This is a genomic window from Bradyrhizobium sp. SZCCHNGR1005, from assembly GCF_032489995.1.
Classification (GTDB): domain Bacteria; phylum Pseudomonadota; class Alphaproteobacteria; order Rhizobiales; family Xanthobacteraceae; genus Bradyrhizobium.
In genome coordinates this window covers 606,848-630,490 of the sequence record NZ_JAUEZC010000003.1, presented here as the reverse complement: position 1 = coordinate 630,490, position 23,643 = coordinate 606,848, and the positions used below count along the sequence as shown (strand labels likewise).

Genomic DNA, 23,643 nt, shown 5'->3' with positions numbered 1-23,643 from the left:
AATATGCCACAGTGCAAGCTGGGCGCTGCATCGGCCGGTGCATGAGATCGTGTAGGTGATGACGATGGCCCGTGATCCGCAAGCAGCCCTCGTTGCGCTCAATCGTTTCGGCTTCGGTGCGCGCGGCGGCGCGTCAGGCGATTTCACCAATGCGGCGACGGACCCGCGCGGCTTCGTCAAATCAGAGATCGCTCGCGCGAGTGGTGCGCTGCTCGAGGTGCCTGGGCTGCAATCGACGCAAGCCTTGGCGGAAGCCGTCTTCGCCTATCAGGACGAGGTGAAGCGCGCGCGAGAAATGGCGAGATCCGGTGCGCCAACAACCGAGTCTCCTCCGTCGGCTCCAACGGGTGGCAAGCGGCTGCAACGTAGCCTCTCGCTCAACGCGCTCGCCAGCAACATCGGAGGCGGCGCGCGGGAAACGAAGCCTGCGGACGGCGATGCGAGCATGGCCGCGCCTGGCGTCGCCCAGTCCAACGCGGCAATGCAGCCCAATATGGCCAGGCCGGCGCCGCAGCCACAACAACCGCTCAACGTGATCCAGAAGACCTACCGCGTTGAAGCCTTGGCTCGGCTGCAGCGTGCGGTGCTGGCCGACTGCGGATTCACCGAGCGGCTGGTGGCATTCTGGTCGAACCATTTCTGCATTTCCGCCAGCAAGGGCGAACTGGTTCGGATCTGGGCCGGCGCATTTGAACGCGAGGCAATCCGCCCGCATGTGTTCGGCCGCTTCGCGGACATGCTGAAGGCGGTCGAGCAGCATCCGGCCATGTTGTTCTTTCTCGATAACCAGCAATCGCTGGGACCGGACTCGCGGGCCGGGCGGAATCGCCAGCGTGGCCTGAACGAGAATCTGGCGCGCGAGATTATGGAACTGCATACACTCGGCGTCGGCGGCGGCTACACCCAGGAAGACGTCACCACGCTCGCGCGCATCATCACGGGCTGGACCTTCGCCGGGCGGCGGGGCCAATTAGGGACGCCAGGCAGCTTCGCGTTCAACGCCAACGCGCACGAGCCGGGGCCGCAGACCTTGCTCGGCAAGGTCTATCAGGGCAACGGCCTGGCGCAGGGCGAAGCCGCGCTCGCCGACATCGCGCGCCATCCCTCGACCGCAAGATTTATCGCGACCAAATTCGTGCGCCATTTCGTTGCCGATGATCCTCCGCCCGCACTGGTGGCGCGGCTCGAGAGCGTGTTCAGGAGCACCGATGGCGACCTGAACGCGCTCACGCTCGCGCTCGTCGACGCCGACCAGGCGTGGTCGGCGCCGCTGACCAAGATCCGCAACCCTTATGAATTCCTGGTGGCGAGCGGACGCTTGCTGGCCCGGGTGCCGGAAGATCCCGGCCCTTATCTCGGCGGCCTCAATAGCCTGGGGCAGCCGTTGTGGACCCCGGCGGGCCCCAATGGCTTTCCCGATACCAACGCGGCCTGGGCCGCGCCGGAGGGCATGAAGTTGCGGCTCGACATCTCTGCGCAGCTGGCCTCGAAGCTCGGCAATGCGATCGATGCGCGCGAGCTGCTGGATCTCGTCGCGGGCGACGCAGCGTCGAGCGAGACGCGGCGCACCATCGAACGGGCGGAGTCGCGCCAGCAGGCGCTCGCGCTGTTGTTGATGTCGCCGGAATTCCAGAGGAGATGACGATGGAGCTGATCAAGCCGCCGCTGCTGACGTCACGCCGCCAGTTTTTGCTCGCCGGCGCATCCTTCGCTGCCTGGGCTTACCTGCCGAGGTCAGCATGTGCCGCGGATGCGCGCGATCCGCGTCTTGTCGTCATCATCCTGCGCGGCGCGCTGGATGGCCTCGCCACGGTCGCTCCGATCGGCGATCCCGATTATGCCGGCCTGCACGGCGCGATCGCGTTGAGCGCCGACGGTCCGCATCCTGCCCTCGTGCTCGACGCGTTCTTCGCGCTGCATCCGTCGATGCCGGAATTCGCCCGCATGTATCGGGACAAGCATGCGGCGGTGGTGCATGCGGTCGCGACGTCCTATCGTGATCGCTCGCATTTCGACGGTCAGGACGTGCTGGAGAGCGGATTTCCCGGTCCCGGCCGGGTGCAGTCCGGCTGGCTCAACCGCGCCGTCGAGGCGCTGCCGCGTGGCGAGCACGTGGCCGGTGCGCTCGCGGTCGGGCCGACCACGCCGCTGGTGTTGCGGGGCACGGCTCCGACGGTCGGTTGGGCGCCGGTGAGCCTGCCGCAAGCCGATGACGACACCGCGATGCGCCTCATCGATCTCTACACCCATCGCGATCCGGCGCTGGCGACCGTGCTCTCGCAAGGCCTGCAACTGGAGAAAGTCGCGCTCGGCAATGATATGAAGGTCAAGCTCGGCGGCAACGCCGCCGCAGCCATGCGCCAAGTCGCGCGGGGTGCCGCCAAGCTGATGGCTGCCGATGACGGTCCGCGGATCGCAGCGCTCGCGTTCGACGGCTGGGATACCCATGCCAATGAAGGCGGCGCGGTCGGGCGCCTCGCCGGCCTGCTCTCGGGTCTCGACGGCGCGCTGGCCGAATTCGAGAGCGGGCTCGGCTCACATTGGCGCGACACCGTCGTCGTGGTCGCAACCGAGTTCGGCCGCACGGCGAAGATCAACGGCACCGAGGGCACCGATCACGGCACCGGCACCGTCGCGCTGCTCGCGGGTGGTGCCGTGAACGGTGGCCGCGTGATCGCGGACTGGCCAGGCCTGAAGCCCGCGAACCTCTATCAGGCCCGGGACCTCGCGCCGACGACCGATCTGCGCGCTGTGCTGAAGGGTGTGCTCGCCGATCATCTCGGCATCGGCGATCGCGCGCTGGCTGCAACCGTATTCCCGGACAGCGCCGCAGTGAAGCCGATGAAGGGATTGGTGGCGTAGGCGGGCGGCCGCAAAGTCTGCTACTGAGGTGTCGCGGCACATACCGTAGCAGGAGATCAGCATGTTCATCGCCATGAATCGCTTTCGCGTCGCCAAGGGCTCGGAGGCCGCTTTCGAGCAGGTCTGGGCGTCGCGCGACAGCCACCTCGATAAGGTGCCGGGCTTCGTCGAGTTTCATCTGTTGAAAGGGCCCGAGGCCGAGGATCACACGCTTTACGCCTCGCACACGATCTGGGCGAGCCGTGCCGCCTTCGAGGATTGGACACGCTCGGAGGCCTTCCGTGCCGCGCACAAGGGCGCCGGCGACCACAAGGTGATGTATCTCGGTCCGCCGCAATTCGAAGGCTTTGAAGTGCGGCAGACGGTCGGCGGAAAGTAAGCGCCGACAAACAGGCGCAACAATAGGTTACAAAAAAAATGCGGCCCCGGTCAGATGCGGCAACTGACGGGACCGCTGCGCATGATCCTTGACGGGGGGCCTGATCAAACGCCGGATGAGGATAGCCTTGCCGTGTTACGTAGTCGTGACAGTCGCATGATCGAACCGCAGCAAGCTTTCGCTGCAACTCTCGTGGTGTTACATCGTCTTGCGATACACGATGAACCCCGAACGCTCCGCGACCTTGTCATAGAGCGCCTGCGCGACAGTATTGGTCTCGTGGGTCTGCCAATAGACACGCGGCGATCCGGCACGCCGGGCTTCGTCATAGACCGCCTCGATCAAAGCGCGCCCAACGCCCTTGCCGCGCGCGGCGTCCGCCGTGAACAGATCGTTCAAGTAGCAGAGCGGTACGATCGCCGTTGTCGTGCGGTGAAAAAGATAATGCGCAAGCCCCAGCAATGTCCCGCCGCTTTCAGCGACCACCGCATGCACCGGCTCATAGGCGTCGAAGAAGCGCGACCACGTCGTTGCGGTCACTTCCGCCGGCAGTGCAGTCGCGCCGCTGCGTCCATAGAAGGCGTTATAGCCGTCCCAGAGCGGCAGCCAGCGGTCGTAATCCTGGCGCGTGATGGCGCGAATGGTCAGTGCGTCGGACATCGAAGGTCTCACCATGTGAACGAACCTTCGATACGCGGCATATCTTACAGGATCAATCCGGCTCGGATGTTTGTTGTGTGGGCGGCTCGGCGGCGCGGACTTGGACCACCGGACCGTCGCTGAGCGGCCACAGCGAGAGTTCGCCGCGGCGCTCGATGGCGATGACAAGGGAGGCGGCCAGCAGGATCGCGAGAGCCAAGCTGACGGCAACGATTACGACAGTTGATTTCATCGCCATGTGGTGCGCGCGAGACGATCATCGCCTGTTGTCGCGAAAACCGCGATGGGTTGTCATAATGGCCTGAAGCTACGTGGGGATGGACAGGCTGGCTTTGATCGTCAGCACCGCGATGGTGACACTGACGCAAAGTGACAGCGTGCCGACGGCGATGATCGCGGCCACCATGTTGGTGAAATGCGAGGAGAGCGTGAGTGTCGTCTCGCCGTGAAAGCCGGCCTCCGACAGGTTCGGGCCCGAGCCACGTCGTTGCGACGTTCGCAACGGATGGCTGCGGGGAAGCCTTGTAGACTTCACGAGCGGGGCGCGAGGCGACCGAACCATGAACCGGAATCCCTTACCCGTACATGCACGGGCGAATCACCCGCAGAAGTAAATTCTAAGGGAATGGCAGGCAGGATTGCGGCGGTGCGCCATGGAAAAAGGCGAAATCGAGGCAGTGCAGGGGTTTGTTCCCGCTAATCCGGGTTTTTTACCCGATATTTTGCTTTTGGGGCCGACTGCCCATCAGTCGTAGTCGGCGGCGATTCCGGCGCTGTCGGCCACGTCGGCCGGTTGCCAGTCCATCGTCACGAAGCCGGGGGTCTGCTCGACCCGCCGCAGCCAGGACCGCACTTTCGGAAACGTCGAAAGATCGTAGTCGCAGCGGTCGGCGACATGGGTATAGCCATACAGCGCGATGTCGGCCACCGTGAGCTGGCCGGCGGCAAAGTAGTCGTTGCCCTTGAGATGATTCTCCATCACCTGCAGCGCCGCATAGCCGCGCTCCATCCAGTCCTCCAAGGCGTGCGTCTGCAGGTCGCGCCCACCCTTCACCAGCAAGAGCCAGAAATAGGCCGCGCCGATGTTCGGCTCCAGCGCGTGCTGCTCGAAGAACATCCATTGCAGCGCTTCGGCGCGCTCGATGCGGGATTCCGGCACCAGGGGCGTGCCGCCAGCGACATACCAAAGGATCGCATTGGACTCCGCGATGAAGCGCTCATCGCCGACCTCGAGCAGCGGCACCTGGCCGCTCGGGTTCTTGGCGAGGAATTCAGGCGTGCGGCTTTCGCCGCGCAGGATGTCGATCTCGACCGCCTGATAGGGCGCGTTCAAAAGCGCGAGCGCAAGGCGGACCTTGTAGCTGTTGCCCGAGCGCTGCATCGAATAGAGCTTGTACATTCGGCCGTTTCGGTTTGACGAAGCTTGCGATGGAAGGAAGCGCCACGCGCAGTCTACCAGAGCAGGATAGCAAATCATCCCGCAATGCGGCCAGACAATGATGCCGAAGGCGGCGCGCTGCAAGGGCCGGCGGCTGGAAAAAGTCGAAAAGCACTGCCGCAGTGCAGCGGCGAGCAACAACTTGTCCGCCCGTTCAAACAAATGAGATCACGCTTGCGCGATATGCGCCTGCACGGCGATCTCGGCAGCGCGATCATTCCACGCGCGTCGCATGGTGAGGGTGAATAGCATCAGCATGACGATCAGGCCGAGCGGAACGGTGGTGAGGCCGGCGACACTGCGTGATAGCAGCGGCACGATCCAGGCCGCGCCAAGCAGGCTGATCTCATAGTCGCGAAAACCGTGCGCAAGACCGTGGCGGACGAAGAAGATGATCGAAACGGCGAGCACGACGAGATCGTAATCGAGCACGTAGGGCGTCGCCAGCAGGCTCGCGGTGGCCAGCGCCGAAGCCTTCAAATCGAATGCGGCATCGCTGTGCCAAAGCCAGGCAATGCTCGCTGCGAGCGTCAGCGCAAGCAGCATCTGCATGGCGTAGGCAGTGTGGATGTCGGCGCCCCAATGCCGCACTGCGGAGAAGATCGACTGGATCTTCTCCCAGCCGGTGCCACCCTGTTCGAGCACCACGGTCTGCGTGAAATTCATCGATTGAAAGAAGGCATGCCACACCTCGCTGCCGAGCGTGGCAAAGCTGATGGCGACCAGCGCCGCCACCGTGGCGGCGGCCGCCGCAATGGCCGACCAGCGCGAGCCTGCCAGCAGCGCGAGCGGGATCAGCACCCCGAATTGCGGCTTGTAGGCGAGCAGGCCGATCAGCACGCCGGCGAGCCAGGGCTTGCGCTCCAGCGCGAGCATGGCCCCACCCAGAAGGGCCGCGGTGAAGAACGCGTTCTGGCCGTGGCCGATATTGACGAACACTGCCGGGAAGGCTGCCGCCACGAGCAGGGTTTCCGGGCGCGGTAGCATTGCACGCATCACCGCGAGATACATCGCAAGGCTCGCAAACACCCACAGCGCCAGTCCGCCGGCATAAGGAAGGAGCGCCGTCGCGGCGGCGATGGCGAAAAAGAACGGCGGATAATGCCAGCCGAAGAACGGCACGTCGCGGCCGTCGAACACGGCCATCTCGGCGGCGTGCTGCAGCGGCGGGTCGTAGGCATCGGCCGCCTTGCCCTTCAGGGTCAGCACCCCTGCCGCATAGACATTGGAGAAATCGGTGCCGATCGGCTTGCCGTTGCGGTCGACCAGATGATCCGAGAGCGCGATCCAGCCCGCGATGGCCACCACCGCGAGCCCCAGCAGCATCAGGCTGTAGGTTCTGATCCGCGCGGCCGTCAGCCAGTCGCCGGATCGCAAGGCGGCAAGGAAATCGTTCATTTTCGGCCGGCAAATTCGAACAATGTTACGTGGCAGCCTAGCCGGGCGGCTTTAATGTTCCCTAAAGTCTTGGGAGCCATGTGGTTAAGCTTCTTGCGATGCAGCGCCGCACGCCTTACGATGCGGCGTTTCCCAAACATGACAAGTCGTGGCCGAAGAGCGGTTCACGACGCCTGCATAGGAGCTGATGATGCCTTTCCTTGCCGCTGCGCTCGACCGTGTGAAGCCGTCCGCGACCATCGCGGTCACGGACAAAGCGCGCGTCCTCAAAGCGGCGGGCCGCAACGTCATCGGCCTCGGCGCCGGCGAGCCGGATTTCGACACGCCGGAGAACATCAAGCAGGCGGCGATCAAGGCGATCCAGGACGGCAAGACCAAGTACACCGCGGTCGACGGCATCCCCGAGCTGAAGGAAGCCATCATCGCCAAGTTCCAGCGCGAGAACGGGCTCAGCTACAAGCCGAACCAGGTCATCGTCGGCGTCGGCGGCAAGCAGGTGCTGTACAACGCGCTGATGGCGACCATCAATCCGGGTGACGAGGTGATCGTGCCGGCGCCCTATTGGGTCAGCTATCCCGAGATGGTCGCGCTCGCCGGCGGCGAGCCGGTGCCGGTGGTCTGCACCGCCGAGCACGGTTTCAAGCTGCAGCCGCAGGCCCTGGAAAAGGCGATCACGTCGAAGACCAAGTGGCTGATCCTCAACTCGCCGTCGAACCCGACCGGCGCGGCCTACAGCAAGGCCGAGCTGAAGGCGCTCACCGACGTCCTGGTCAAGCATCCGCATGTCTGGATCATGACCGACGACATGTATGAGCACCTGGTCTATGACGACTTCGTGTTCACCACGCCGGCGCAGATCGAGCCGAGCCTGCTCGACCGCACGCTGACCGTGAACGGCGTCTCCAAGGCTTATTGCATGACCGGCTGGCGCATCGGCTACGCTGGCGGGCCTGCGCAACTGATCAAGGCGATGGCGACGATCCAGTCGCAATCGACCTCGAACCCGTGCTCGATCGCGCAATGGGCCGCAGTCGAGGCCTTGAACGGTCCGCAGGATTTCATTCCGAAGAACAACAAGATCTTCAAGGAGCGGCGCGACCTCGTGGTCTCGATGCTCAACCAGGCGAGCGGCATCGAATGTCCGCGCCCTGAAGGTGCGTTCTATGTCTACCCGTCCTGCGCCGGCACGATCGGCAAGACCGCGCCGTCGGGCAAAGTGATCGAGAACGACGAGGCGTTCGTCACCGAATTGCTGGAAGCCGAAGGCGTCGCGGTGGTGCACGGTTCGGCGTTCGGCCTCGGCCCGGCATTCCGCATCTCCTACGCAACCAAGACCTCCGACCTCGAGGACGCCTGCAAGCGCATCCAACGCTTCTGCGGCAATTTGAGGTAATCGGGCAACAGCGCCCTCGAATCCGGAACTGTCAATTTCCGCCCGGGAAAGCGCCATGTTTTCAACATGGCGCTTTTCTTGTGTCTGCAACGCAAGTTTGTAGCGTTGCGGAGTTCGAGTTTTGACGCGCCGGGTCCTGCTGTCGATCGTGTTGTTGGCTTGGTTCGCACCGGTCGCGCAGGCCCATTATCTCCGGCCGATGCGTGTCGGCATCCTCGAATGCGAAGGCCATCGGCATCCCGGCTATTTCGTGACCTCCTCTGCACGCCTGCGCTGCTTGTTTCGCAGCCAGGGCTATCGCCCCGAGCGCTATGCCGCGCGGCTGCGCCGCTTCGGGATTGATCTCGGCGTCACCGCGCGGACCAGGCTGGCCTGGGCCGTGACTGCACCGGTCAACGAGTTCGGCCGCAGCGAGTTGCGCGGGCGCTATGGCGGCTTCACGGCCAACGGTTCGGCCGGCGTCGGCTTCGGCGGCAATTTCCTGTGGGGCGGACCTGATCGTGCAGCGGCGCTGCAGCCGATCAGCCTGCAGGGCCAGATCGGCCTCAACATCGCCGCCGGCGTCGTCGAGGTCGATCTGCAGCCGATTCTGCCACTGCATCGCAGTCCGAGCCATCCGTCGTCCCACCTCGAACTATTCTATCGTTGAGCCCGCGAGAGGCGCGCAGCGCTGCGACGATTTGTCGACCTGATCGGTGTGAAGAACTTCGCGGACGAAGCGGAGTGGATGAATGGAGGTTCAGGAACGCGAGCATCCGCCGCGTCTCCATGGGGTTTCCGCGAGTCGAAATCGCTTCGTCGCCGTTCGTCTTGATTGTCTTTCGCAGCGAAGATGCTTTCGCCTCCTGGTACGAACTCCTTCATTGTGCCATAGATGCGGTGCGCGGTTGATCGCGCTCCTGATCGCCGGGCCTGCATCATCTTTCATTTCATCCGGAGTTTTTGTTCATGCGCTCGTCTCTCCTTGCGGGGCTCGCGGCCATCGTCGTGGCGGCCACCGGCGCCGGCGCTCATGCGCAACAGATGGACCGCGTCCGCGTCGGCGTGCTCGAATGCCGCGGCGGCACGAGCATCGGATTTATTGTCGGCTCGGTCACTCATCTCGGCTGCGTGCTGCGCGCCGATGGCTTGCCCGAGGACCGCTATATCGCGACGATCCGGAAGGTGGGCGTCGACCTCGGCATCACACAGGAATCGACGCTGGCCTGGGTGGTCTATGCGCCTGTCGCGCGGCTCGGGATCGGCGATCTGTCGGGCGACTACGCCGGCGCCCAGGGCTCGGCGGCGGTCGGCGTCGGCCTCGGCGGCAACGTGCTGATCGGCGGCTCCGCCAATTCGATCGCGCTGCAGCCGCTCAGCGTGCAAGGGCAGGTCGGCCTCGCCGTGTCGGCAGGACTCGAAAGCCTGGAACTGCGTCCGGGTCGTTGATCTTCCTTTTGTAATCTTCCCTTTGTCGTGAACACGGCCTCTCTCCGTAAAGCCCCGGGGAGAGGAAGCGTCTCTGCAACGCAGCGACGTTTTCCCGCTTGCCAAAGTAGCTCGCCAGGCAGAGCATTAGCCTTCGCCGACCCAATCAAGGGCCGAGCTCCAGATCAAGGAGGCGGCGAATGGGACAAGACGTCAGAAGTCCCCGCGGTCCACGGTGCATCGCACTGGTGGGCCCTTTCCAAAGCGGTAAAACCACTCTGTTGGAAGCGATCCTGGCGCGGACGGGCGCGATTGCGCGCGCCGGCAGCGTCGACGCCGGCACCTCCGTCGGCGACGCCAGCCCTGAGGCGCGCCATCATAAGATGAGCATCGCCCTGACGGTCGCGACCACGCAATTCATGGGTGACAGCTACACGTTCCTCGACTGCCCAGGCTCGATCGAATTCGCGCACGACATGCGCGGGGCGCTGCCTGCGGTGGACGCCGCGATCGTAGTCTGCGAGGCGGACGAGAAGAAGCTGCCGCAGTTGCAGATCATCCTGCGCGAACTGGAAGAGCTCGGCATTCCGCGTTTTCTGTTCCTGAACAAGATCGACCGCGCCAATGCGCGGATCAGGGACACGCTGGCGATCTTGCAGCCGGCCTCACGCATGCCGCTGGTGTTGCGACAAATCCCGATCTGGAACGGCGAGTTGATCGAAGGTTTCGTAGACCTCGCGCTGGAACGGGCCTTCGTCTATCGCGAGCATAAGGCTTCCGAGGTGATCGCGCTCGAAGGCGGCGATCTCGACCGTGAGAAGGAGGCGCGCTTCTCGATGCTGGAGAAGCTCGCCGACCATGACGACGCGCTGATGGAGCAGTTGCTCGAAGACATCCAGCCGCCGCGCGATGCCGTGTTCGATGATCTCGCCCGCGAGCTGCGCGAAGGGGTGATTTGTCCGGTGCTGCTCGGCTCGGCGCTGCGCGAGAACGGCGTGCTGCGCCTCCTGAAGGCGTTGCGCCATGAAGCGCCAGGTGTGGCCGAGACCGCGAAGCGGCTCGGCGTGAAGGACCAGAAGGAAGCGCTCGGCTACGTTTTCAAGACGCTCCATCTGCAGCATGGCGGCAAGCTGTCGTTGACGCGGCTCCTGGCCGGTCATCTCGACGACGGCGCCACGTTGCATGCGGCTTCGGGCGAGACCGCGCGGGTCTCCGGTATTCTTGCCGCCAACGGCAGCTACGATAGCAAGCGCGCGGCCGCGGAAGCCGGAGACACCGTTGCACTTGGCAAGCTCGACCCGGTCAAGACGGGCGACACGATCGCGACCGGCAAGAGCGCGCCTGCGGCACTGACCAAGGTCGAGCCGTGCTCTCCGGTGCTCGCGATCTCGATCGCCGCTATCGACCGTAAGGACGACGTCAAGCTGGGTCAGGCACTGCTCAGGCTGAGCGAAGAGGATCCGTCGCTTTCGATGGTGCAGAACCAACGCACCCATGACACGGTGCTATGGGGGCAGGGCGAGATGCACCTGCGAGTCGCGCTGGAGCGCTTGCGTGACCGCTTCGGCGTCAATGTCAAATCGCATGCGCCGGGAATCGGCTATCAGGAAACCATCCGAAAGCCCATCACCCAGCGCGGGCGCCACAAGAAGCAGTCCGGCGGCCACGGCCAATTCGGGGATGTCGTACTCGAGATCAAGCCGTTGTCGCGCGGCGAGGGTTTCAAGTTTGCCGAGACCGTGGTCGGCGGCGCGGTGCCGCGCAACTACATCCCGGCGGTGGAAGAGGGCGTCGTCGATGGGCTTGCGCGCGGCCCGCTCGGTTTCCCCGTGATCGACGTCGCGGTGACGTTGACCGACGGCTCCTATCACAGCGTCGACTCCTCCGATCTCGCGTTCCGGACCGCGGCCCGGATCGGTCTCAGCGAGGCGCTGCCGCAGTGCCAGCCGGTGCTGCTCGAGCCGATCTACACGGTCGAGATCGTCTGTCCCACCGATGCGACCGCCAAGATCAATGCCATTCTGTCGGCGCGACGCGGCCAGATCCTCTCCTTCGACACGCGCGACGGCTGGCCGGGCTGGGATTGCGTGCGGGCGATGATGCCGGAGGCCGAGATCGGCGAACTGATCGTCGAATTGCGCTCCGCCACCGCCGGGGCCGGCAGCTTCACTCGCCAGTTCGACCACATGGCCGAGGTGACGGGGCGCGCCGCCGAGCACATCATCGCTTCGCATCGGGATGCGGCCTAAGGACTAAGCCTCTCGTTCGGCTGCGGGCCTCCCCCTCTCCGGGGGGAGGTTTGCTCTTGCTTCACGTCCTTGTGTGATGTATTTTACATCATTGTCTTGGTTCTAAGCATCAGTTATGATGCTTGTCACGTGAGGCCAGTGTGATCACGTCGTTCCAGATGCGGGCAGCGCGAGCGCTGCTCGGGATAGATCAGAAAACCTTGGCCGAGCTGGCCGGTGTGTCCTTACCGACGATCCAGCGGATGGAAGCCTCTACAGGCAACGTCCGGGGCGTCGTGGATACGCTGACCAAGGTCGTCGATGCGCTCAATCGTGCGGGCGTGGATCTGATCGGCGAACATACGCGCAGCGAGAATGGCGGGCGCGGTGTTCGTCTGAAGGAGCCGGGACCGCCTCCGCCGCGTGGGCCGTCAAATATTGAGGCTGAACGCGATGACGCGTCATAGGCTTGCGCCGCACGGCGGAGCCGGCGCGTTTCGTCGTGCTTGAGACATCGTTGCGTGGCGGGAGCCGGCCGATGATACGACGGGAGCATTGTAAATGAGCATTGCCAGTGAGCGCGTGACGCGGAGCCGGGGCGCGGAGCATCAGCCGACTTTCGCCGAGCTGTTTTCGCCCAAGCTGCTGACCGTGCTGCGCGAAGGCTATGGCCTCTCCGACCTCCGGGCGGATGCACTCTCTGGTCTTACCGTTGCGATCGTAGCGCTTCCGCTCTCCATGGCGATCGCGATCGCCTCCGGCGTCTCGCCGGGACGAGGGCTCTATACCGCCGTGATCGGCGGCTTCCTGGTGTCGCTGCTCGGTGGCAGCCGTTTCCAGATCGGTGGTCCGGCCGGCGCTTTCATCGTGCTGGTCGCCCATACCGTCGATGTCCAGGGCCTCGACGGCGTGATCCTGGCGACCATGATGTCCGGTGTGATCCTGGTGATCGCAGGCTACTTGCGGCTTGGCACCTACATCAAGTTCATCCCCTATCCGGTGACGGTCGGCTTCACGGCAGGCATCGCCGTGATCATCTTCGCAAGCCAGCTTAAGGATCTGTTCGGCATCACGCTGACGGAAAAGGAGCCCGGCGAATTGCTTCCGAAGCTGGTTGCGCTGGCCCATGGCGCGCCGACTACCAACATCCCTGCACTCCTGCTCGCCGCGGCCGCGATTTTGATCATCGTCGGGTTGAAGCGGCTGCGCCCGACCTGGCCCGGGATTCTGATTGCTGTCGCCGTTGCCGCTGTCTTCACCTGGGCCTTCAACCTTCCGGTCGAAACCATCGGTACCCGCTTCGGCGGCATCCCGCGCGAGCTGCCGCTGCCGGCCCTGCCGGCCTTCTCGCTCGCCAAGGCGGTGGCTGTGTTCCCGGATGCCATCGCTTTTGCGCTGCTGGGTGCGATCGAGTCGCTGCTGTCGGCCGTCGTTGCCGACGGCATGACCGGCCGCCGCCACCGCTCCAATTGCGAACTGGTGGCGCAGGGCTTTGCGAATGTCGGTTCGGCGTTGTTCGGCGGCATCTGCGTCACCGGGACTATCGCCCGTACTGCGACCAATGTGCGGGCCGGCGCGCGCGGCCCTGTCTCCGGCATGTTGCACTCGGTATTTCTGATGCTGTTCATGCTGATCGCGGCACCGCTGGCGAGCTACATCCCGCTGTCCGCGCTCGCCGCCGTGCTCGTGGTGGTGGCTTGGAACATGGCCGAGAAGCACGAATTCATGACCCTGATCCGCTCCTCCTGGGGCGATGCCACCGTGCTGCTTTCGACTTTCCTGCTCACGATTTTCCGCGATCTTACCGAAGGCATCCTGGTCGGCTTCGCGCTCGGCGCCGTCCTCTTCATCCACCGCATGGCGCAGATGACGGGTGTGGAGGCTGGTACGCCGCTGGCGACGGAAGACCGGCCGGACTTCGACGACGCGCGGGTGCCCTATGATCCGAAGCTCGGTTCCGACAAGGACGTGCTGATCTACCGCATCACCGGCGCCTTCTTCTTCGGCGCCGCCTCGACCGTGGGCACCGTGCTCGATTCGATCGCCGATCGCCGCAAGGCTTTCGTGGTCGATTTTTCCGCCGTGCCGTTCCTGGATTCGACAGCCGCCAACGCCATGAGCCGGGTGGCCGCGAAAGCCAAGCGCCAGGGCATCAGGCTCTTCATCACCGGCGCCTCTCCCACTGTCCGCCGTGCTCTCCTGACCCATGGCGTGCGCCCGCCGTTGGTGCGCTATCGCGAGACCATCGAGCGGGCGGTGAGCGACATCAAAGGCGGTGAGGCACCGCCGGATATCGCGGCCGAGGCGCTGGCCGCGAGCTGATGCTCATTCCACCGACGGCTTTCTCCTGATCGATAGGAACCGAGCCGGCGGACCGGCTTTAGAAGCCCGATGTCCGGCCGGTCAATGCTGGCCCGGCTCCGTTCACCCTCTCCCCGGTGGGCGAGGGTGAACGCATCTGCGATGGGCGCCATCTCACCAATACGTTCGCCTTGAAAGCAGCGCTGGCATCGGCTGCTTTTCATGCTCGACGATCTCCGGAACCTGGTTCTTGCCCTCGCCTTGAGTGCGCTCGCCGGCTTCTTCGACGGCATCGGCTTCTTGCATCTGGGCGGCCTGTTCGTCTCCTTCATGAGCGGCAACTCGACCCGCATGAGCGTCAGCCTCGCTGAAGCGCAGTGGTAGGAGGCGGCTTATGTGGCCGGCCTGATCGGCCTGTTCGTGGCGGGCGCGGCGCTGGGAAGCCTGATCATGCGCTTGCGCAGCGCCTATGCGCAGTCTCTGCTGTTGATGGTCGAGGGTGGCCTGTTGGTCGCGGCGACGCTCTGTCATCTGAAGGGCCCGCCCCAGAGTGCGGTGGCCGGCATCGTGGTGGCCATGGGCCTGGAGAATGCAGCCTTTCAGATCGGCGGGGCCGGCGGGCTCGGCCTGACCTATGTGACCGGCGCGCTGGTCAAAGTGGCCAGCAACTCGCGGTAGCCTTGACCGGCGGACCCCGGTTTGGCTGGGTGCCGAACGTCCTGCTCTGGGCCGCGCTGGTGGCGGGCTCGGCCGCTGGTGCCTGGGCTTATCTGCAGCTCAATCTGATGGCGGTCTGGATCGCGGCGGCCTTTGCGCTGCTGCTAGCCCTGTACGCCGCCGCAGCCGTCGAGCCCAAGCATTGACCAGGCCTTGACCGCAAGCATTGACAGCACCGCGCGCTTGGCCAATGTCACCGCCATGATCGCTCCCAAAGCCCGCGCTGCCTGTTTGATCGGCTGGCCCGCCGCACATTCGCGCTCGCCCCTGATCCATCATCACTGGCTCCACAAGCTTGGGATCGCCGGCGGCTATTCGATCGAAGCCGTGCCGCCGGAGGAACTGGCCGACTTCGTCACCCATCTCTCCAAGCACGGCTTCATCGGCGCCAATGTCACGATTCCGCACAAGGAGCGCGTGCTCACATTGACGCAGCCAGATGCCCGCGCTCACGCGGTCGGCGCCGCGAACACGCTGTGGTACGATGACGGGGTATTGCGATCGACCAACACCGACGTCGAGGGCTTCATCGAAAATCTCGATGCTTCGGCGCCTGGCTGGGACCGTACCGACGAGGCGCTCGTGCTGGGCTCGGGCGGCGCGGCGCGCGCCGTCGTGTTCGGGCTGCTCGAGCGCGGCATCGGCCGCGTTCATGTCGTCAACCGCACGCTGGCGCGGGCCCAAGGCCTCGCCGATCAGTTCGGCGCGTGCGTGCTGCCAACGCGATGGGACGGCATCGGTGCGCTGCTGCCGCGCGCCGGCCTGTTCGTCAACACCACCTCCCTCGGCATGCACGGCCAGCCGCCGCTCGAGCTCGACATCGGCGCATTGCCGGAAAGCTGCGTGGTCGCTGATCTCGTCTATGTGCCGCTCGAAACGCAATTGCTGGCAGCCGCGCGGGCGAGGGGACTGCGGACCGCCGATGGGCTCGGCATGCTGCTGCACCAGGCTGTCCGCGGTTTCGAGCTGTGGTTCGGGGAGCGGCCGCAAGTGACGGCGGAACTCCGCGCGCTGGTCGAAGCCGATCTCACAAGGGCTTGAGCGCGGAATAAGCGCGAAGGTGGAGCGTATCTATCTTCGTCCCCCGCACGCGTCGTGTGGGCCGCGGATGGGAAATCATCCGCGGCAAGCCTCGGAGCTCATCATGCCTGTTCGTGTCGTTCTGGTCCGCCCGTTTGTTGCAGTCGTCATGCTTGCATCGACATCCCTTTTCGCGCTCGCCCAGCAGGCGCCGGTGCCGACGCGCGTGCGTGGCACGGTCGAGACCACCGATGGCGATGTGATCACGGTGAAGTCGCGCACAGGCGAGGACGTCCGGCTGCACATGACCGGCGATCTCCGCGTGGTCGGCGTCGTCAAGGCGCAGCTCGCGGACGTGAAGGTCGGCTCCTTCATCGGCGTCACCACGCTGCCGGGTCCGGACGGCGCGCCGAAGGCGGTCGAGGTGCACATCTTTCCGGAGAATATGCGCGGCACGGGCGAGGGCTCGCGGCCGTGGGACCTGAAGCCGAACTCCAGCATGACCAACGCCACGGTCTCGGAGAGCGTCGTCTCCAATGACGGTCACACGCTGCTGGTCAAATACAAGGGCGGCGAGAAGAAGGTCGACGTGACGCCGGAAACGCCTGTCGTCACCTTCGTGCCCGGCGACAAGTCCGAGCTCAAGCCGGGCGCCAAGGTGATCGCCTTCATGAAACAGCTGCCCGACGGTTCGTTCGAGACCAGCCGTGTCAGCGTCGGCCGCGATGGAATAACGCCGCCGATGTAACAGCCGCCGCTTCGTTGCGTAATACCCTCATATCCAGCTGCGCGCTGTCACCTGAATAGCTCCGTTGTGGTCGGGGCGCAGGTTGTGGATTGTTCCAGCATCCGGAGAGGTTATGTCGAAAATGTTCTCTTTGAAGTCGGGCCTTGCGGCGCTTGCGCTCGGTCTGGTCTCTACGCTTGCTCTCGCTCAGCAGCCGTCCACGGTCCGCATTCGGGGGCAGATCGAGGCGATCGACGGTCCCGTGCTCGCCATCAAGACGCGCGAGGGCAACGAGGTGAAGGTCCGCATGACCGATGACGCTGCGGTGTTCGCGGTGGTCAAGACCTCCTTGGCCGAGATCAAGGATGGCTCCTATATCGGCGTCACCGGCATGCCTCAGCCCGATGGCACCCAGAAGGCGATCGCTGTTCACATCTTCCCGGAGAATCAGCGCGGCGCGGCAGAAGGCTTCCGTCCCTGGGACCGCCAGCCGAACTCGACCATGACCAACGCGACTGTTGCACAGACGGTCAAAGGCACCGACGGCCAGAACATCCTGGTCAAGTACAAGGATGGGGAGAAGAAGGTCGTGGTGCCGCCGGGCACGCCGATCGTGACCTTCGTCGCCAGCGATAAGTCCGAAGTGAAGGTGGGGGCGCAGATCATCATTTTCGGAGCGACCAAGAAGGACGACATGCTGGAAGCCAACCGTGTCAACGTAGGCCGCGACGGCATCACGCCGCCCATGTGACTGCTCCTACCCTCTCTCCTTATGGGAGCGAGTGCTTGCGAAGCCGGCTGCAGCGTTTGTTTCCAACCAGCTTTTTGGCGGCACAAACCCGAACGTTCGACCACGCCGGCACGTCTCGCCGGGACTCGATCGGCCCGAGACTGATTGCGGGTGGCAGGTGACATGGGCGCTGCTCCGCAAAGCCGCCATTCTCGGAAATAGTTGGCGCGCCGGCTCACTCACCAAACAAAAAAAGGCCGTCGAACTTATCGTTCGACGGCCTTTTCGGTCCGCATGTGATGAGGGGACAACCTTGGGGATGGTTCGGGTCATCACACCGACCGAATGCAGCGATCAAGATCTAGGCCGGGTCCATTTTCATTCCCTGCGATCTGGTCACTCAACCATTGGCAAACGGTCTATCGGAGGACACATGAGCGGGTAACTCGGGATTACGCGAGGTAGTAGACTTACGGGGAATGCCTCTCCAGCGCCAAGATTGGGTCGGCCTGAGGACGTTCACTGCGCCGCTTGGAAACCGAGAGTTGATCCTGATCAACTCGACGGATAGCGGGCCTGCTATCAGGTTTGCTGGCTGTCGCTGGGGAAAGCGCTGTGCCTGGTAAATCCGTGATCCATGTCGTCGAAGACGATCGAGCGATGCGCGAGTCTCTGCTCGATCTGCTCGAAGACGCCGGCTACACGGTCCGCACCTACAAACGGGCTGAGGAATTGCTGGCGCGAGGCGCGGGGCTGGAGCCCGGTTGCATCGTGAGCGACGTCCGCATGCCGGGCGTGGATGGTCTCACACTCCTGCGCCGGCTTCGGGCTGCCGGCGCGATGTTGCCGTTCATGCTGATCACGGGCCATGGCGACGTTTCCATGGCCGTGGCGGCAATGAAATTGGGCGCAGTGGATTTTCTGGAAAAGCCGTTTGAAGCCGATGCGCTGCTGGCCGCTATCGATCTGGCCCTGCGCCCCCAGCAGAGCTATATCGGGACAATCGACGCCGAAACAGCGCGTCGCTGCCTCCAAAAGTTGACGCCGCGGGAAGACGAGGTTTTCAAGCGTCTGGTGACCGGAAAAGCCAACAAGGAGATCGCGGTCGAACTCGGCATCAGCCCGCGCACCGTGGAATTCCATCGAGCGCATATCGTTGAAAAGCTAGCGGCGAAAGGGCTGCCGGATCTCGTCCGTCTGTGGCTCTCAAGCCAACTCTCGCCATCGTAAATGAGCGACCAGGCAGCCTCTCAAGGTGCGCGCGACGGGGACACCGTTGACCAGCTGTCAGCCTACGAGGGGCTCGACAGCGAGATCGGACTCATCAATCTTCAGCCGACAGCCACGCAAAATCGTATCGCGCGCAGAGCCGTCGTGCTTCTATTTTTCACCGTTGCGATTGTTGCTCCCTTCGCGTCGATCACGCTGCCGATCTTCGCCGCGTTCATACCGTTCCTGAACGCCACGATTCTCGTCACCGATCTGATCACGGCCATTCTGTTGTTCGCCCAGTTCTCGATCTCCCGGTCACGCGCATTGCTGGTACTTGCGGGCGGCTATCTTTTCACGGCGCTCATTGTCATTCCCCATGCGCTGACTTTTCCGGGCGCCTTTGCTCCGGCAGGCTTCCTCGGCGCTGGTATCCAGACCACCGCTTGGCTCTATATTTTCTGGCATTTTGGCTTCCCGGCGGCTCTCTCTGCCTATGTCTTGCTGAAACGCGACCCGTCCGGAATTCGAGGCCCGATCCGGTCTGCTATCGGCCGATGCGTGGCGATCACGGTTGCAATCGTATTGGCATTGACAGGAATCGCAATTGCGGCAGATCCGTATTTGCCGCGCCTTTTCACAAGCGCAACGGATCTCACTACGCTGGGTACGTTCGCCCCGTTGGTCGACTTGCTGTTTTGTGCGCTCTCGCTCGGATTGTTGTGGGTATATCGTCGATCTATTCTCGATCTCGGGTTGATGGTGGTGGTTTGCGCGATGATCGGCGAACTGGCTCTTACAGTGGTTCGCTTTAGTCTTGGATTTTACGTCAGCCGCATGCTTTCAATCGCCACCTCGACGATCGTGCTGGTCATCCTGCTTGCGGAGACGACCGGGTTGTACACGCGCCTTGCTGGTGCGAATGCGATGTTGCGACGCGAGCGCGACAACAAGTTGATGAACTTGGAGGCGGCGGTTGCGTCGATCTCGCACGAGGTCAAGCAGCCCCTTGCCGCCATCGTGATGAGGGGAAGCACCGCTTTGCGATTCTTGGGCCATACCCCGCCTGATGTCGGGAAGGCGCGGTCGGCCCTCAACAAGATCGTCACCGAAGGACGCCGAGCGAGCGAGATATTCGATAACATTCGCGACCTGTTCCGGAAGTCCAATCGCCGGCGGATGGCGATCGATGTGAACGCAATGATCTCAAGCATTGTGGAGAGTTTGCATTTCGAGTTCGCAGAACACGACATTGAAGTGCAAACGGAACTCCAGCCGGGGCTGCCGCTCGTTTGGGGGCATCGGGGTCAATTGCAGGACGTCCTCCTCAACCTGATTCGCAACGCCATCGAGGCCATGGATGCAAGCGAAGGTAAACTCCGGGTCCTGAGATTGACGACCGAGCGGCGGCTGAACGATGGGATCGGCATCAAGGTCACGGACACCGGACCCGGCATCGATCCGGAGAAGCTCGACACCATCTTCGATGCTTTCGTGACCACGAAATCTCAGGGAATGGGGTTGGGACTGGCCATCTGTCGATTGATCGTGGAGCGCCACGGCGGGCAACTCTTGGCGTCGTCTGCAGAAGGCGGCGGCGCGCAGTTTGAAATCAATCTGCCCGTCGAGCTGTGCCCCAACGCCGCTGCGAATTGACGACCGGCTCGGCGCCGCTCTCATGGTTCAATGCGCCTCGGAGCGGCGCTGGACCCGTAGATCTACCACCTCGCAATCTACCGAGCTACGGAACGGTGCCCGACCCGCTAAGTCTCCTGCATACTTGAAGTGATTGTAGACCGGGATCTGAGCCTCGTGCTCCGCGACCGCGTCGACATAAAGGAGGCCGCCGAATTTCGGTTCGGCGGCCTCGATTTGCTGTCGTCTCATATGGTCGGCGGGAGCGACTTTGTAGCCACAATCAGGCTGCGGCCTCGCGTCAGTTGCGTCCGCGCCCTAATTCGCCAGCACCTTTCGGTCGATCTCGGCGATGGTGTTGACGCCGCAGAGCCCCATGGTGGTGTTGAGCTCGTTCCTGATGATGTCGATGGCCTTCGCCACGCCCATCTGGCCGCCGGCGCCGAGGCCGTAGGCATAGGCGCGGCCGATCATGCAGGATTTCGCGCCGAGTGCGAGCGCGCGCATCACGTCCTGACCGGAACGGATGCCGCCATCGAACATGATCTCGATCTTGTCACCGACCGCGTCGACGATGCCGGGCAGCACATGGATCGACGACGGCGCGCCATCGAGCTGACGGCCGCCATGGTTCGAGACCACCAGCGCCTGCGCACCGGTCTCTGTCGCAAGCTTGGCGTCCTCCACGTCGTGAATGCCCTTCAAGATCAGTTTGCCCGGCCAGATCGAGCGGATCCAGTCGATGTCCTTCCAGTTCAGGCTGGTGTCGAATTGCGATGCCGTCCAGGCCGACAGCTTGGTGAGATCTTCCGTGTTCTTGACGTGGCCGGCGATGTTGCCGAAGGTGCGGCGCTTGCCTTGCAGCACGCCCTTGACCCAGGCCGGCTTGGTCGCAAAGTCGAACAACTTGGACAGCGACCATTCCGGCGGCACGCTCATGCCGTTCTTGATGTCCTGGTGGCGCTGGCCGATCACCTGCAGATCGACGGTCAGGCACAGCGCGCTGCACTTCGCGGCGATCGCGCGCTCGATCAGCGCCTTGATGAAGCCGCGGTCTCTCATCACGTAGAGCTGGAACCAGAACGGCTTCTCCACGCTGCCGGCGATGTCCTCGATCGAGCAGATCGACATCGTGCTCTGCGTAAACGGGATGCCGGCCGCCTGCGCGGCGCGGCAGGCGTGAATCTCGCCGTCGCCATGCTGCATGCCCAGCAGGCCGACAGGGGCGAGGACGATCGGCAGCGCCGACGGCTCGCCCAGGATCGTGGTCGACAGATCGCGCTTGGAGACGTCGACCAGGATGCGCTGCCGGAATTTGATCTTCTGCAGGTCGTCGCGATTGGCGCGCAGGGTCTCCTCGGCATAGGAGCCGCGATCGGCATAGTCGAAGAAGGCCTTCGGCACGCGCCGCTTGTGCAGCTCGCGCAGATCCTCGATGCAGGTGATATGCTTCATCGCTGTTGGCTCCCGGCCCCGTCTTGCTTTTGATGCGCGGGGTGTCATCTAGCATCTTTGCGGCGGCTGCCAAATCGAACTTGGAACAGGACGCAATGCCGGGGAGTCAAGGTAGGGCGAGACAGAAGACGGGGCGAGATGAAAGGGCTCCCAGCCATGAGCGCGAAACCAAAAGACCAGGACGCCACGGACAAGAAAAAGGACACGGAAAAGGCGCGGCTCGAAGCGGAGCTGGAGGAGGGGCTGGAGGAGACCTTCCCGGCCTCCGATCCCGTGAGTGCGACGCAGCCGGCCCCATCCCGGGACAAAGGTAGTGGAGAACGCCGCGAGTAGTACGGGCTTGATCTGGCAAATATTAATGTTAACAATGGGTTAGATGTGGCCTCGAAGTCTCGCGGTAACGATTCATCATTTTTTTTGAAGCCATCTTCGCAGTAACGCGATTATAACCCCGCAGCTGGCCGGTGAATTGGAACGGATCCGTTGATTCGTCGCCCGGCACGGAATCCAGGGGCTGTTGCTGGGGGTTTTATGAGCCGTAACTATTTTGGGACCGACGGGATTCGTGGCCGCGCCAATGGCCTGATCACGCCGGAACTCGCGCTCAAAGTCGGGCAGGCCGCGGGTCTACTGTTTCAACGCGGCGAGTATCGCCATCGCGTCGTGATCGGCAAGGATACCCGCCTCTCGGGCTACATGATCGAATACGCCATGGTGGCGGGCTTCACCTCGGTCGGCATGGATGTGATGCTGGTCGGCCCGATGCCGACCCCGGCGGTCGCGATGCTGACCAAGTCGATGCGCGCCGATCTCGGCGTCATGATCTCGGCCTCGCACAACCTGTTCGAGGACAACGGCATCAAGCTGTTCGGCCCGCAGGGTTTCAAGCTCTCCGACGAGGTCGAGAAGCAGATCGAGCAGTTGCTCAACGAGCCGCTCGAGAAGAAGCTCGCGCAGAGCGCTAGCCTCGGTCGCGCGCGCCGCATCGACGGCGTGCATGACCGCTACATCGAATTCGCCAAGCGGACGCTGCCGCGCGATCTCTCGCTGGACGGCCTGCGCGTCGTGGTCGATTGCGCCAACGGTGCCGCCTACAAGGTGGTGCCGGAAGCGCTGTGGGAATTGGGCGCCGACGTGATCGCGATCGGCGTCGAGCCGGACGGTTTCAACATCAACAAGGAGTGCGGCTCGACCTCGCCGGAGGCGCTGTGCCGCAAGGTGCGGGAGATGCGCGCCGATATCGGCATCGCGCTGGACGGCGATGCCGACCGCGTCATCCTGGTCGACGAGCGCGGCCACATCGTCGATGGCGATCAATTGCTCGCGGTGATCGCGCAGAGCTGGAAGGAGGACGGACGACTGGCGCGGCCCGGCATCGTTGCGACCGTGATGTCCAATCTCGGTCTGGAGCGCTTCCTGCAGGGGCAGGGCCTGGAGCTGGTGCGTACGCCGGTCGGCGACCGCTATGTGCTCGAACGCATGCTGGCCGACGGCTACAACCTCGGCGGCGAGCAGTCCGGCCATATCATCCTGTCCGATTACGCGACCACCGGCGACGGCTTCGTCGCCGCGCTGCAAGTGCTGGCGACGGTGCAGAAGCTGCGGCGTCCGGTCTCCGAAGTCTGCCATCGCTTCGATCCACTGCCGCAGATCCTCAAGAACGTACGCTATCGCAGCGGCAAGCCGCTCGACGATGCCGATGTCAAGGCAGCGATCGACACCGGCCAGAAGCGCCTGAACGGCCATGGCCGGCTGCTGGTGCGTTCCTCCGGCACCGAGCCCGTGATCCGCGTGATGGGCGAGGGCGATGACCGCATCCTGGTCGAGGAGGTCGTCGACAACATCGTCGATGCGCTCGGTCAGGCCGCTGCTGCCGCGGCGTGAGCTGTTAGCCCATTCGAGCTTTGCGACGAACTGCGCCGGCCGTCATTGAATTGACGGCCGGCGTCGTCGTCTTTGCCGCTCGTACCTGATCGGCCTGCGATGAGGGGGTGATGCGAGCGAGTTGTTAGTTCGGCCGTAGTCCGGTTTCGGCGCCCGGCGAGATCTGCGTCCGTTCTTTCATAGATCGATTGCTGTAAGTT

General features: G+C 63.7%; 23 protein-coding genes and 1 pseudogene. 18 read left to right on the top strand and 6 right to left on the bottom strand.

All coding sequences use genetic code 11. The features are described from left to right. Nucleotides 1–64: 64 nt before the first annotated feature. The 3 genes from QXZ85_RS15385 (at nucleotide 65) to QXZ85_RS15375 (ending at nucleotide 3,241) form a co-directional block, all read left to right on the top strand. On the top strand, nucleotides 65–1,642 hold the full coding sequence (locus QXZ85_RS15385; RefSeq protein ID WP_315768478.1) for a DUF1800 family protein: 1,578 nt from the start codon (nucleotides 65–67) through the stop codon (nucleotides 1,640–1,642). After that, nucleotides 1,639–2,862, top strand: coding sequence for a DUF1501 domain-containing protein (locus QXZ85_RS15380; RefSeq protein ID WP_316174383.1), 1,224 nt, complete (start codon nucleotides 1,639–1,641; stop codon nucleotides 2,860–2,862). Before QXZ85_RS15385 ends, QXZ85_RS15380 begins: the two co-directional genes overlap by 4 nt. 61 nt (nucleotides 2,863–2,923) lie before the next feature. Then, the gene (locus QXZ85_RS15375; protein ID WP_315704882.1) at nucleotides 2,924–3,241 is read left to right on the top strand and encodes an antibiotic biosynthesis monooxygenase; all 318 of its coding nucleotides are present in this window, start codon (nucleotides 2,924–2,926) and stop codon (nucleotides 3,239–3,241) included. 198 nt (nucleotides 3,242–3,439) lie between these two features. On the opposite strand, the gene QXZ85_RS15370 is transcribed toward QXZ85_RS15375, so the two are convergent. The 5 genes from QXZ85_RS15370 to QXZ85_RS15350 form a co-directional block, all read right to left on the bottom strand. Further along, complete coding sequence (locus tag QXZ85_RS15370; RefSeq protein ID WP_315704881.1) at nucleotides 3,440–3,901, bottom strand: GNAT family N-acetyltransferase; 462 nt, start codon at nucleotides 3,899–3,901, stop codon at nucleotides 3,440–3,442. A 52-nt stretch (nucleotides 3,902–3,953) separates the two neighbouring features. Next, a complete protein-coding gene (locus tag QXZ85_RS15365) occupies nucleotides 3,954–4,139 on the bottom strand; it encodes a hypothetical protein (protein WP_315704880.1) in 186 nt (61 codons plus the stop codon). A gap of 69 nt (nucleotides 4,140–4,208) precedes the next feature. Further along, nucleotides 4,209–4,463, bottom strand: coding sequence for a hypothetical protein (locus QXZ85_RS15360; protein ID WP_315704879.1), 255 nt, complete (start codon nucleotides 4,461–4,463; stop codon nucleotides 4,209–4,211). A 183-nt stretch (nucleotides 4,464–4,646) separates the two neighbouring features. Then, on the bottom strand, nucleotides 4,647–5,300 hold the full coding sequence (locus tag QXZ85_RS15355; RefSeq protein ID WP_315704878.1) for a glutathione S-transferase family protein: 654 nt from the start codon (nucleotides 5,298–5,300) through the stop codon (nucleotides 4,647–4,649). A gap of 207 nt (nucleotides 5,301–5,507) precedes the next feature. Then, entirely contained in the window at nucleotides 5,508–6,737 is a 1,230-nt protein-coding gene (locus tag QXZ85_RS15350) for a glycosyltransferase family 87 protein (protein WP_315765712.1), read from the bottom strand. A gap of 190 nt (nucleotides 6,738–6,927) precedes the next feature. Between QXZ85_RS15350 and QXZ85_RS15345 the strand changes: the two genes are divergently transcribed. The 13 genes and pseudogenes from QXZ85_RS15345 to QXZ85_RS15285 all read left to right on the top strand — a co-directional run bounded on the left by QXZ85_RS15345 (nucleotide 6,928) and on the right by QXZ85_RS15285 (nucleotide 20,125). Then, on the top strand, nucleotides 6,928–8,130 hold the full coding sequence (locus QXZ85_RS15345; protein ID WP_315744073.1) for a pyridoxal phosphate-dependent aminotransferase: 1,203 nt from the start codon (nucleotides 6,928–6,930) through the stop codon (nucleotides 8,128–8,130). Between the two features lie 121 nt (nucleotides 8,131–8,251). After that, entirely contained in the window at nucleotides 8,252–8,779 is a 528-nt protein-coding gene (locus tag QXZ85_RS15340; protein WP_315744074.1) for a DUF992 domain-containing protein, read from the top strand. A gap of 299 nt (nucleotides 8,780–9,078) precedes the next feature. Continuing rightward, a complete protein-coding gene (locus QXZ85_RS15335; protein WP_315704874.1) occupies nucleotides 9,079–9,558 on the top strand; it encodes a DUF992 domain-containing protein in 480 nt (159 codons plus the stop codon). 179 nt (nucleotides 9,559–9,737) lie between these two features. After that, entirely contained in the window at nucleotides 9,738–11,786 is a 2,049-nt protein-coding gene (locus QXZ85_RS15330; protein ID WP_315768449.1) for an elongation factor G, read from the top strand. Nucleotides 11,787–11,926: 140 nt separating this feature from the next. Next, a complete protein-coding gene (locus tag QXZ85_RS15325; protein ID WP_315704872.1) occupies nucleotides 11,927–12,232 on the top strand; it encodes a helix-turn-helix domain-containing protein in 306 nt (101 codons plus the stop codon). 94 nt (nucleotides 12,233–12,326) lie between these two features. Beyond that, complete coding sequence (locus tag QXZ85_RS15320) at nucleotides 12,327–14,087, top strand: SulP family inorganic anion transporter (protein ID WP_315704871.1); 1,761 nt, start codon at nucleotides 12,327–12,329, stop codon at nucleotides 14,085–14,087. Nucleotides 14,088–14,288: 201 nt separating this feature from the next. Further along, nucleotides 14,289–14,744 (top strand): annotated as a pseudogene (locus QXZ85_RS15315) (YoaK family protein). A 2-nt stretch (nucleotides 14,745–14,746) separates the two neighbouring features. Further along, on the top strand, nucleotides 14,747–14,929 hold the full coding sequence (locus tag QXZ85_RS15310; protein ID WP_315768447.1) for a hypothetical protein: 183 nt from the start codon (nucleotides 14,747–14,749) through the stop codon (nucleotides 14,927–14,929). Nucleotides 14,930–14,984: 55 nt separating this feature from the next. Further along, entirely contained in the window at nucleotides 14,985–15,824 is an 840-nt protein-coding gene (locus QXZ85_RS15305; RefSeq protein WP_315768476.1) for a shikimate dehydrogenase, read from the top strand. 148 nt (nucleotides 15,825–15,972) lie between these two features. After that, on the top strand, nucleotides 15,973–16,551 hold the full coding sequence (locus QXZ85_RS15300; RefSeq protein ID WP_315768474.1) for a hypothetical protein: 579 nt from the start codon (nucleotides 15,973–15,975) through the stop codon (nucleotides 16,549–16,551). 121 nt (nucleotides 16,552–16,672) lie between these two features. Beyond that, nucleotides 16,673–17,281, top strand: a complete 609-nt coding sequence (locus tag QXZ85_RS15295; RefSeq protein ID WP_409977592.1) for a hypothetical protein — start codon at nucleotides 16,673–16,675, stop codon at nucleotides 17,279–17,281. A gap of 594 nt (nucleotides 17,282–17,875) precedes the next feature. Beyond that, nucleotides 17,876–18,490, top strand: a complete 615-nt coding sequence (locus QXZ85_RS15290; RefSeq protein WP_315704867.1) for a response regulator transcription factor — start codon at nucleotides 17,876–17,878, stop codon at nucleotides 18,488–18,490. Continuing rightward, nucleotides 18,491–20,125, top strand: a complete 1,635-nt coding sequence (locus QXZ85_RS15285) for a sensor histidine kinase (protein WP_315765707.1) — start codon at nucleotides 18,491–18,493, stop codon at nucleotides 20,123–20,125. Between the two features lie 297 nt (nucleotides 20,126–20,422). Here the strand turns inward: QXZ85_RS15285 and QXZ85_RS15280 are convergent, their stop codons facing one another. Beyond that, the gene (locus QXZ85_RS15280; protein WP_315704865.1) at nucleotides 20,423–21,559 is read right to left on the bottom strand and encodes an alpha-hydroxy acid oxidase; all 1,137 of its coding nucleotides are present in this window, start codon (nucleotides 21,557–21,559) and stop codon (nucleotides 20,423–20,425) included. A 156-nt stretch (nucleotides 21,560–21,715) separates the two neighbouring features. Here QXZ85_RS15280 and QXZ85_RS15275 point away from each other — a divergent pair, with 156 nt between their 5' ends. Both QXZ85_RS15275 and glmM read left to right on the top strand, forming a co-directional pair. Further along, complete coding sequence (locus QXZ85_RS15275) at nucleotides 21,716–21,892, top strand: hypothetical protein (protein ID WP_315744083.1); 177 nt, start codon at nucleotides 21,716–21,718, stop codon at nucleotides 21,890–21,892. Between the two features lie 198 nt (nucleotides 21,893–22,090). Then, a complete protein-coding gene (gene glmM / locus QXZ85_RS15270; protein WP_315704863.1) occupies nucleotides 22,091–23,443 on the top strand; it encodes a phosphoglucosamine mutase in 1,353 nt (450 codons plus the stop codon). Nucleotides 23,444–23,643: the final 200 nt, after the last annotated feature.

What these genes read in the sequence shown, in the direction of transcription:
- QXZ85_RS15385 (WP_315768478.1), top strand. Translation starts at nt 65, where the DNA reads ATGGCCCGTGATCCGCAAGCAGCCCTCGTTGCGCTCAATCGTTTCGGC.
- QXZ85_RS15380 (WP_316174383.1), top strand. Translation starts at nt 1,639, where the DNA reads ATGACGATGGAGCTGATCAAGCCGCCGCTGCTGACGTCACGCCGCCAG.
- QXZ85_RS15375 (WP_315704882.1), top strand. Translation starts at nt 2,924, where the DNA reads ATGTTCATCGCCATGAATCGCTTTCGCGTCGCCAAGGGCTCGGAGGCC.
- QXZ85_RS15370 (WP_315704881.1), bottom strand. Translation starts at nt 3,901, where the DNA reads ATGTCCGACGCACTGACCATTCGCGCCATCACGCGCCAGGATTACGAC.
- QXZ85_RS15365 (WP_315704880.1), bottom strand. Translation starts at nt 4,139, where the DNA reads ATGGCGATGAAATCAACTGTCGTAATCGTTGCCGTCAGCTTGGCTCTC.
- QXZ85_RS15360 (WP_315704879.1), bottom strand. Translation starts at nt 4,463, where the DNA reads ATGGTTCGGTCGCCTCGCGCCCCGCTCGTGAAGTCTACAAGGCTTCCC.
- QXZ85_RS15355 (WP_315704878.1), bottom strand. Translation starts at nt 5,300, where the DNA reads ATGTACAAGCTCTATTCGATGCAGCGCTCGGGCAACAGCTACAAGGTC.
- QXZ85_RS15350 (WP_315765712.1), bottom strand. Translation starts at nt 6,737, where the DNA reads ATGAACGATTTCCTTGCCGCCTTGCGATCCGGCGACTGGCTGACGGCC.
- QXZ85_RS15345 (WP_315744073.1), top strand. Translation starts at nt 6,928, where the DNA reads ATGCCTTTCCTTGCCGCTGCGCTCGACCGTGTGAAGCCGTCCGCGACC.
- QXZ85_RS15335 (WP_315704874.1), top strand. Translation starts at nt 9,079, where the DNA reads ATGCGCTCGTCTCTCCTTGCGGGGCTCGCGGCCATCGTCGTGGCGGCC.
- QXZ85_RS15330 (WP_315768449.1), top strand. Translation starts at nt 9,738, where the DNA reads ATGGGACAAGACGTCAGAAGTCCCCGCGGTCCACGGTGCATCGCACTG.
- QXZ85_RS15320 (WP_315704871.1), top strand. Translation starts at nt 12,327, where the DNA reads ATGAGCATTGCCAGTGAGCGCGTGACGCGGAGCCGGGGCGCGGAGCAT.
- QXZ85_RS15305 (WP_315768476.1), top strand. Translation starts at nt 14,985, where the DNA reads ATGATCGCTCCCAAAGCCCGCGCTGCCTGTTTGATCGGCTGGCCCGCC.
- QXZ85_RS15300 (WP_315768474.1), top strand. Translation starts at nt 15,973, where the DNA reads ATGCTTGCATCGACATCCCTTTTCGCGCTCGCCCAGCAGGCGCCGGTG.
- QXZ85_RS15295 (WP_409977592.1), top strand. Translation starts at nt 16,673, where the DNA reads ATGTTCTCTTTGAAGTCGGGCCTTGCGGCGCTTGCGCTCGGTCTGGTC.
- QXZ85_RS15285 (WP_315765707.1), top strand. Translation starts at nt 18,491, where the DNA reads ATGAGCGACCAGGCAGCCTCTCAAGGTGCGCGCGACGGGGACACCGTT.
- QXZ85_RS15280 (WP_315704865.1), bottom strand. Translation starts at nt 21,559, where the DNA reads ATGAAGCATATCACCTGCATCGAGGATCTGCGCGAGCTGCACAAGCGG.
- QXZ85_RS15275 (WP_315744083.1), top strand. Translation starts at nt 21,716, where the DNA reads ATGAGCGCGAAACCAAAAGACCAGGACGCCACGGACAAGAAAAAGGAC.
- glmM (WP_315704863.1), top strand. Translation starts at nt 22,091, where the DNA reads ATGAGCCGTAACTATTTTGGGACCGACGGGATTCGTGGCCGCGCCAAT.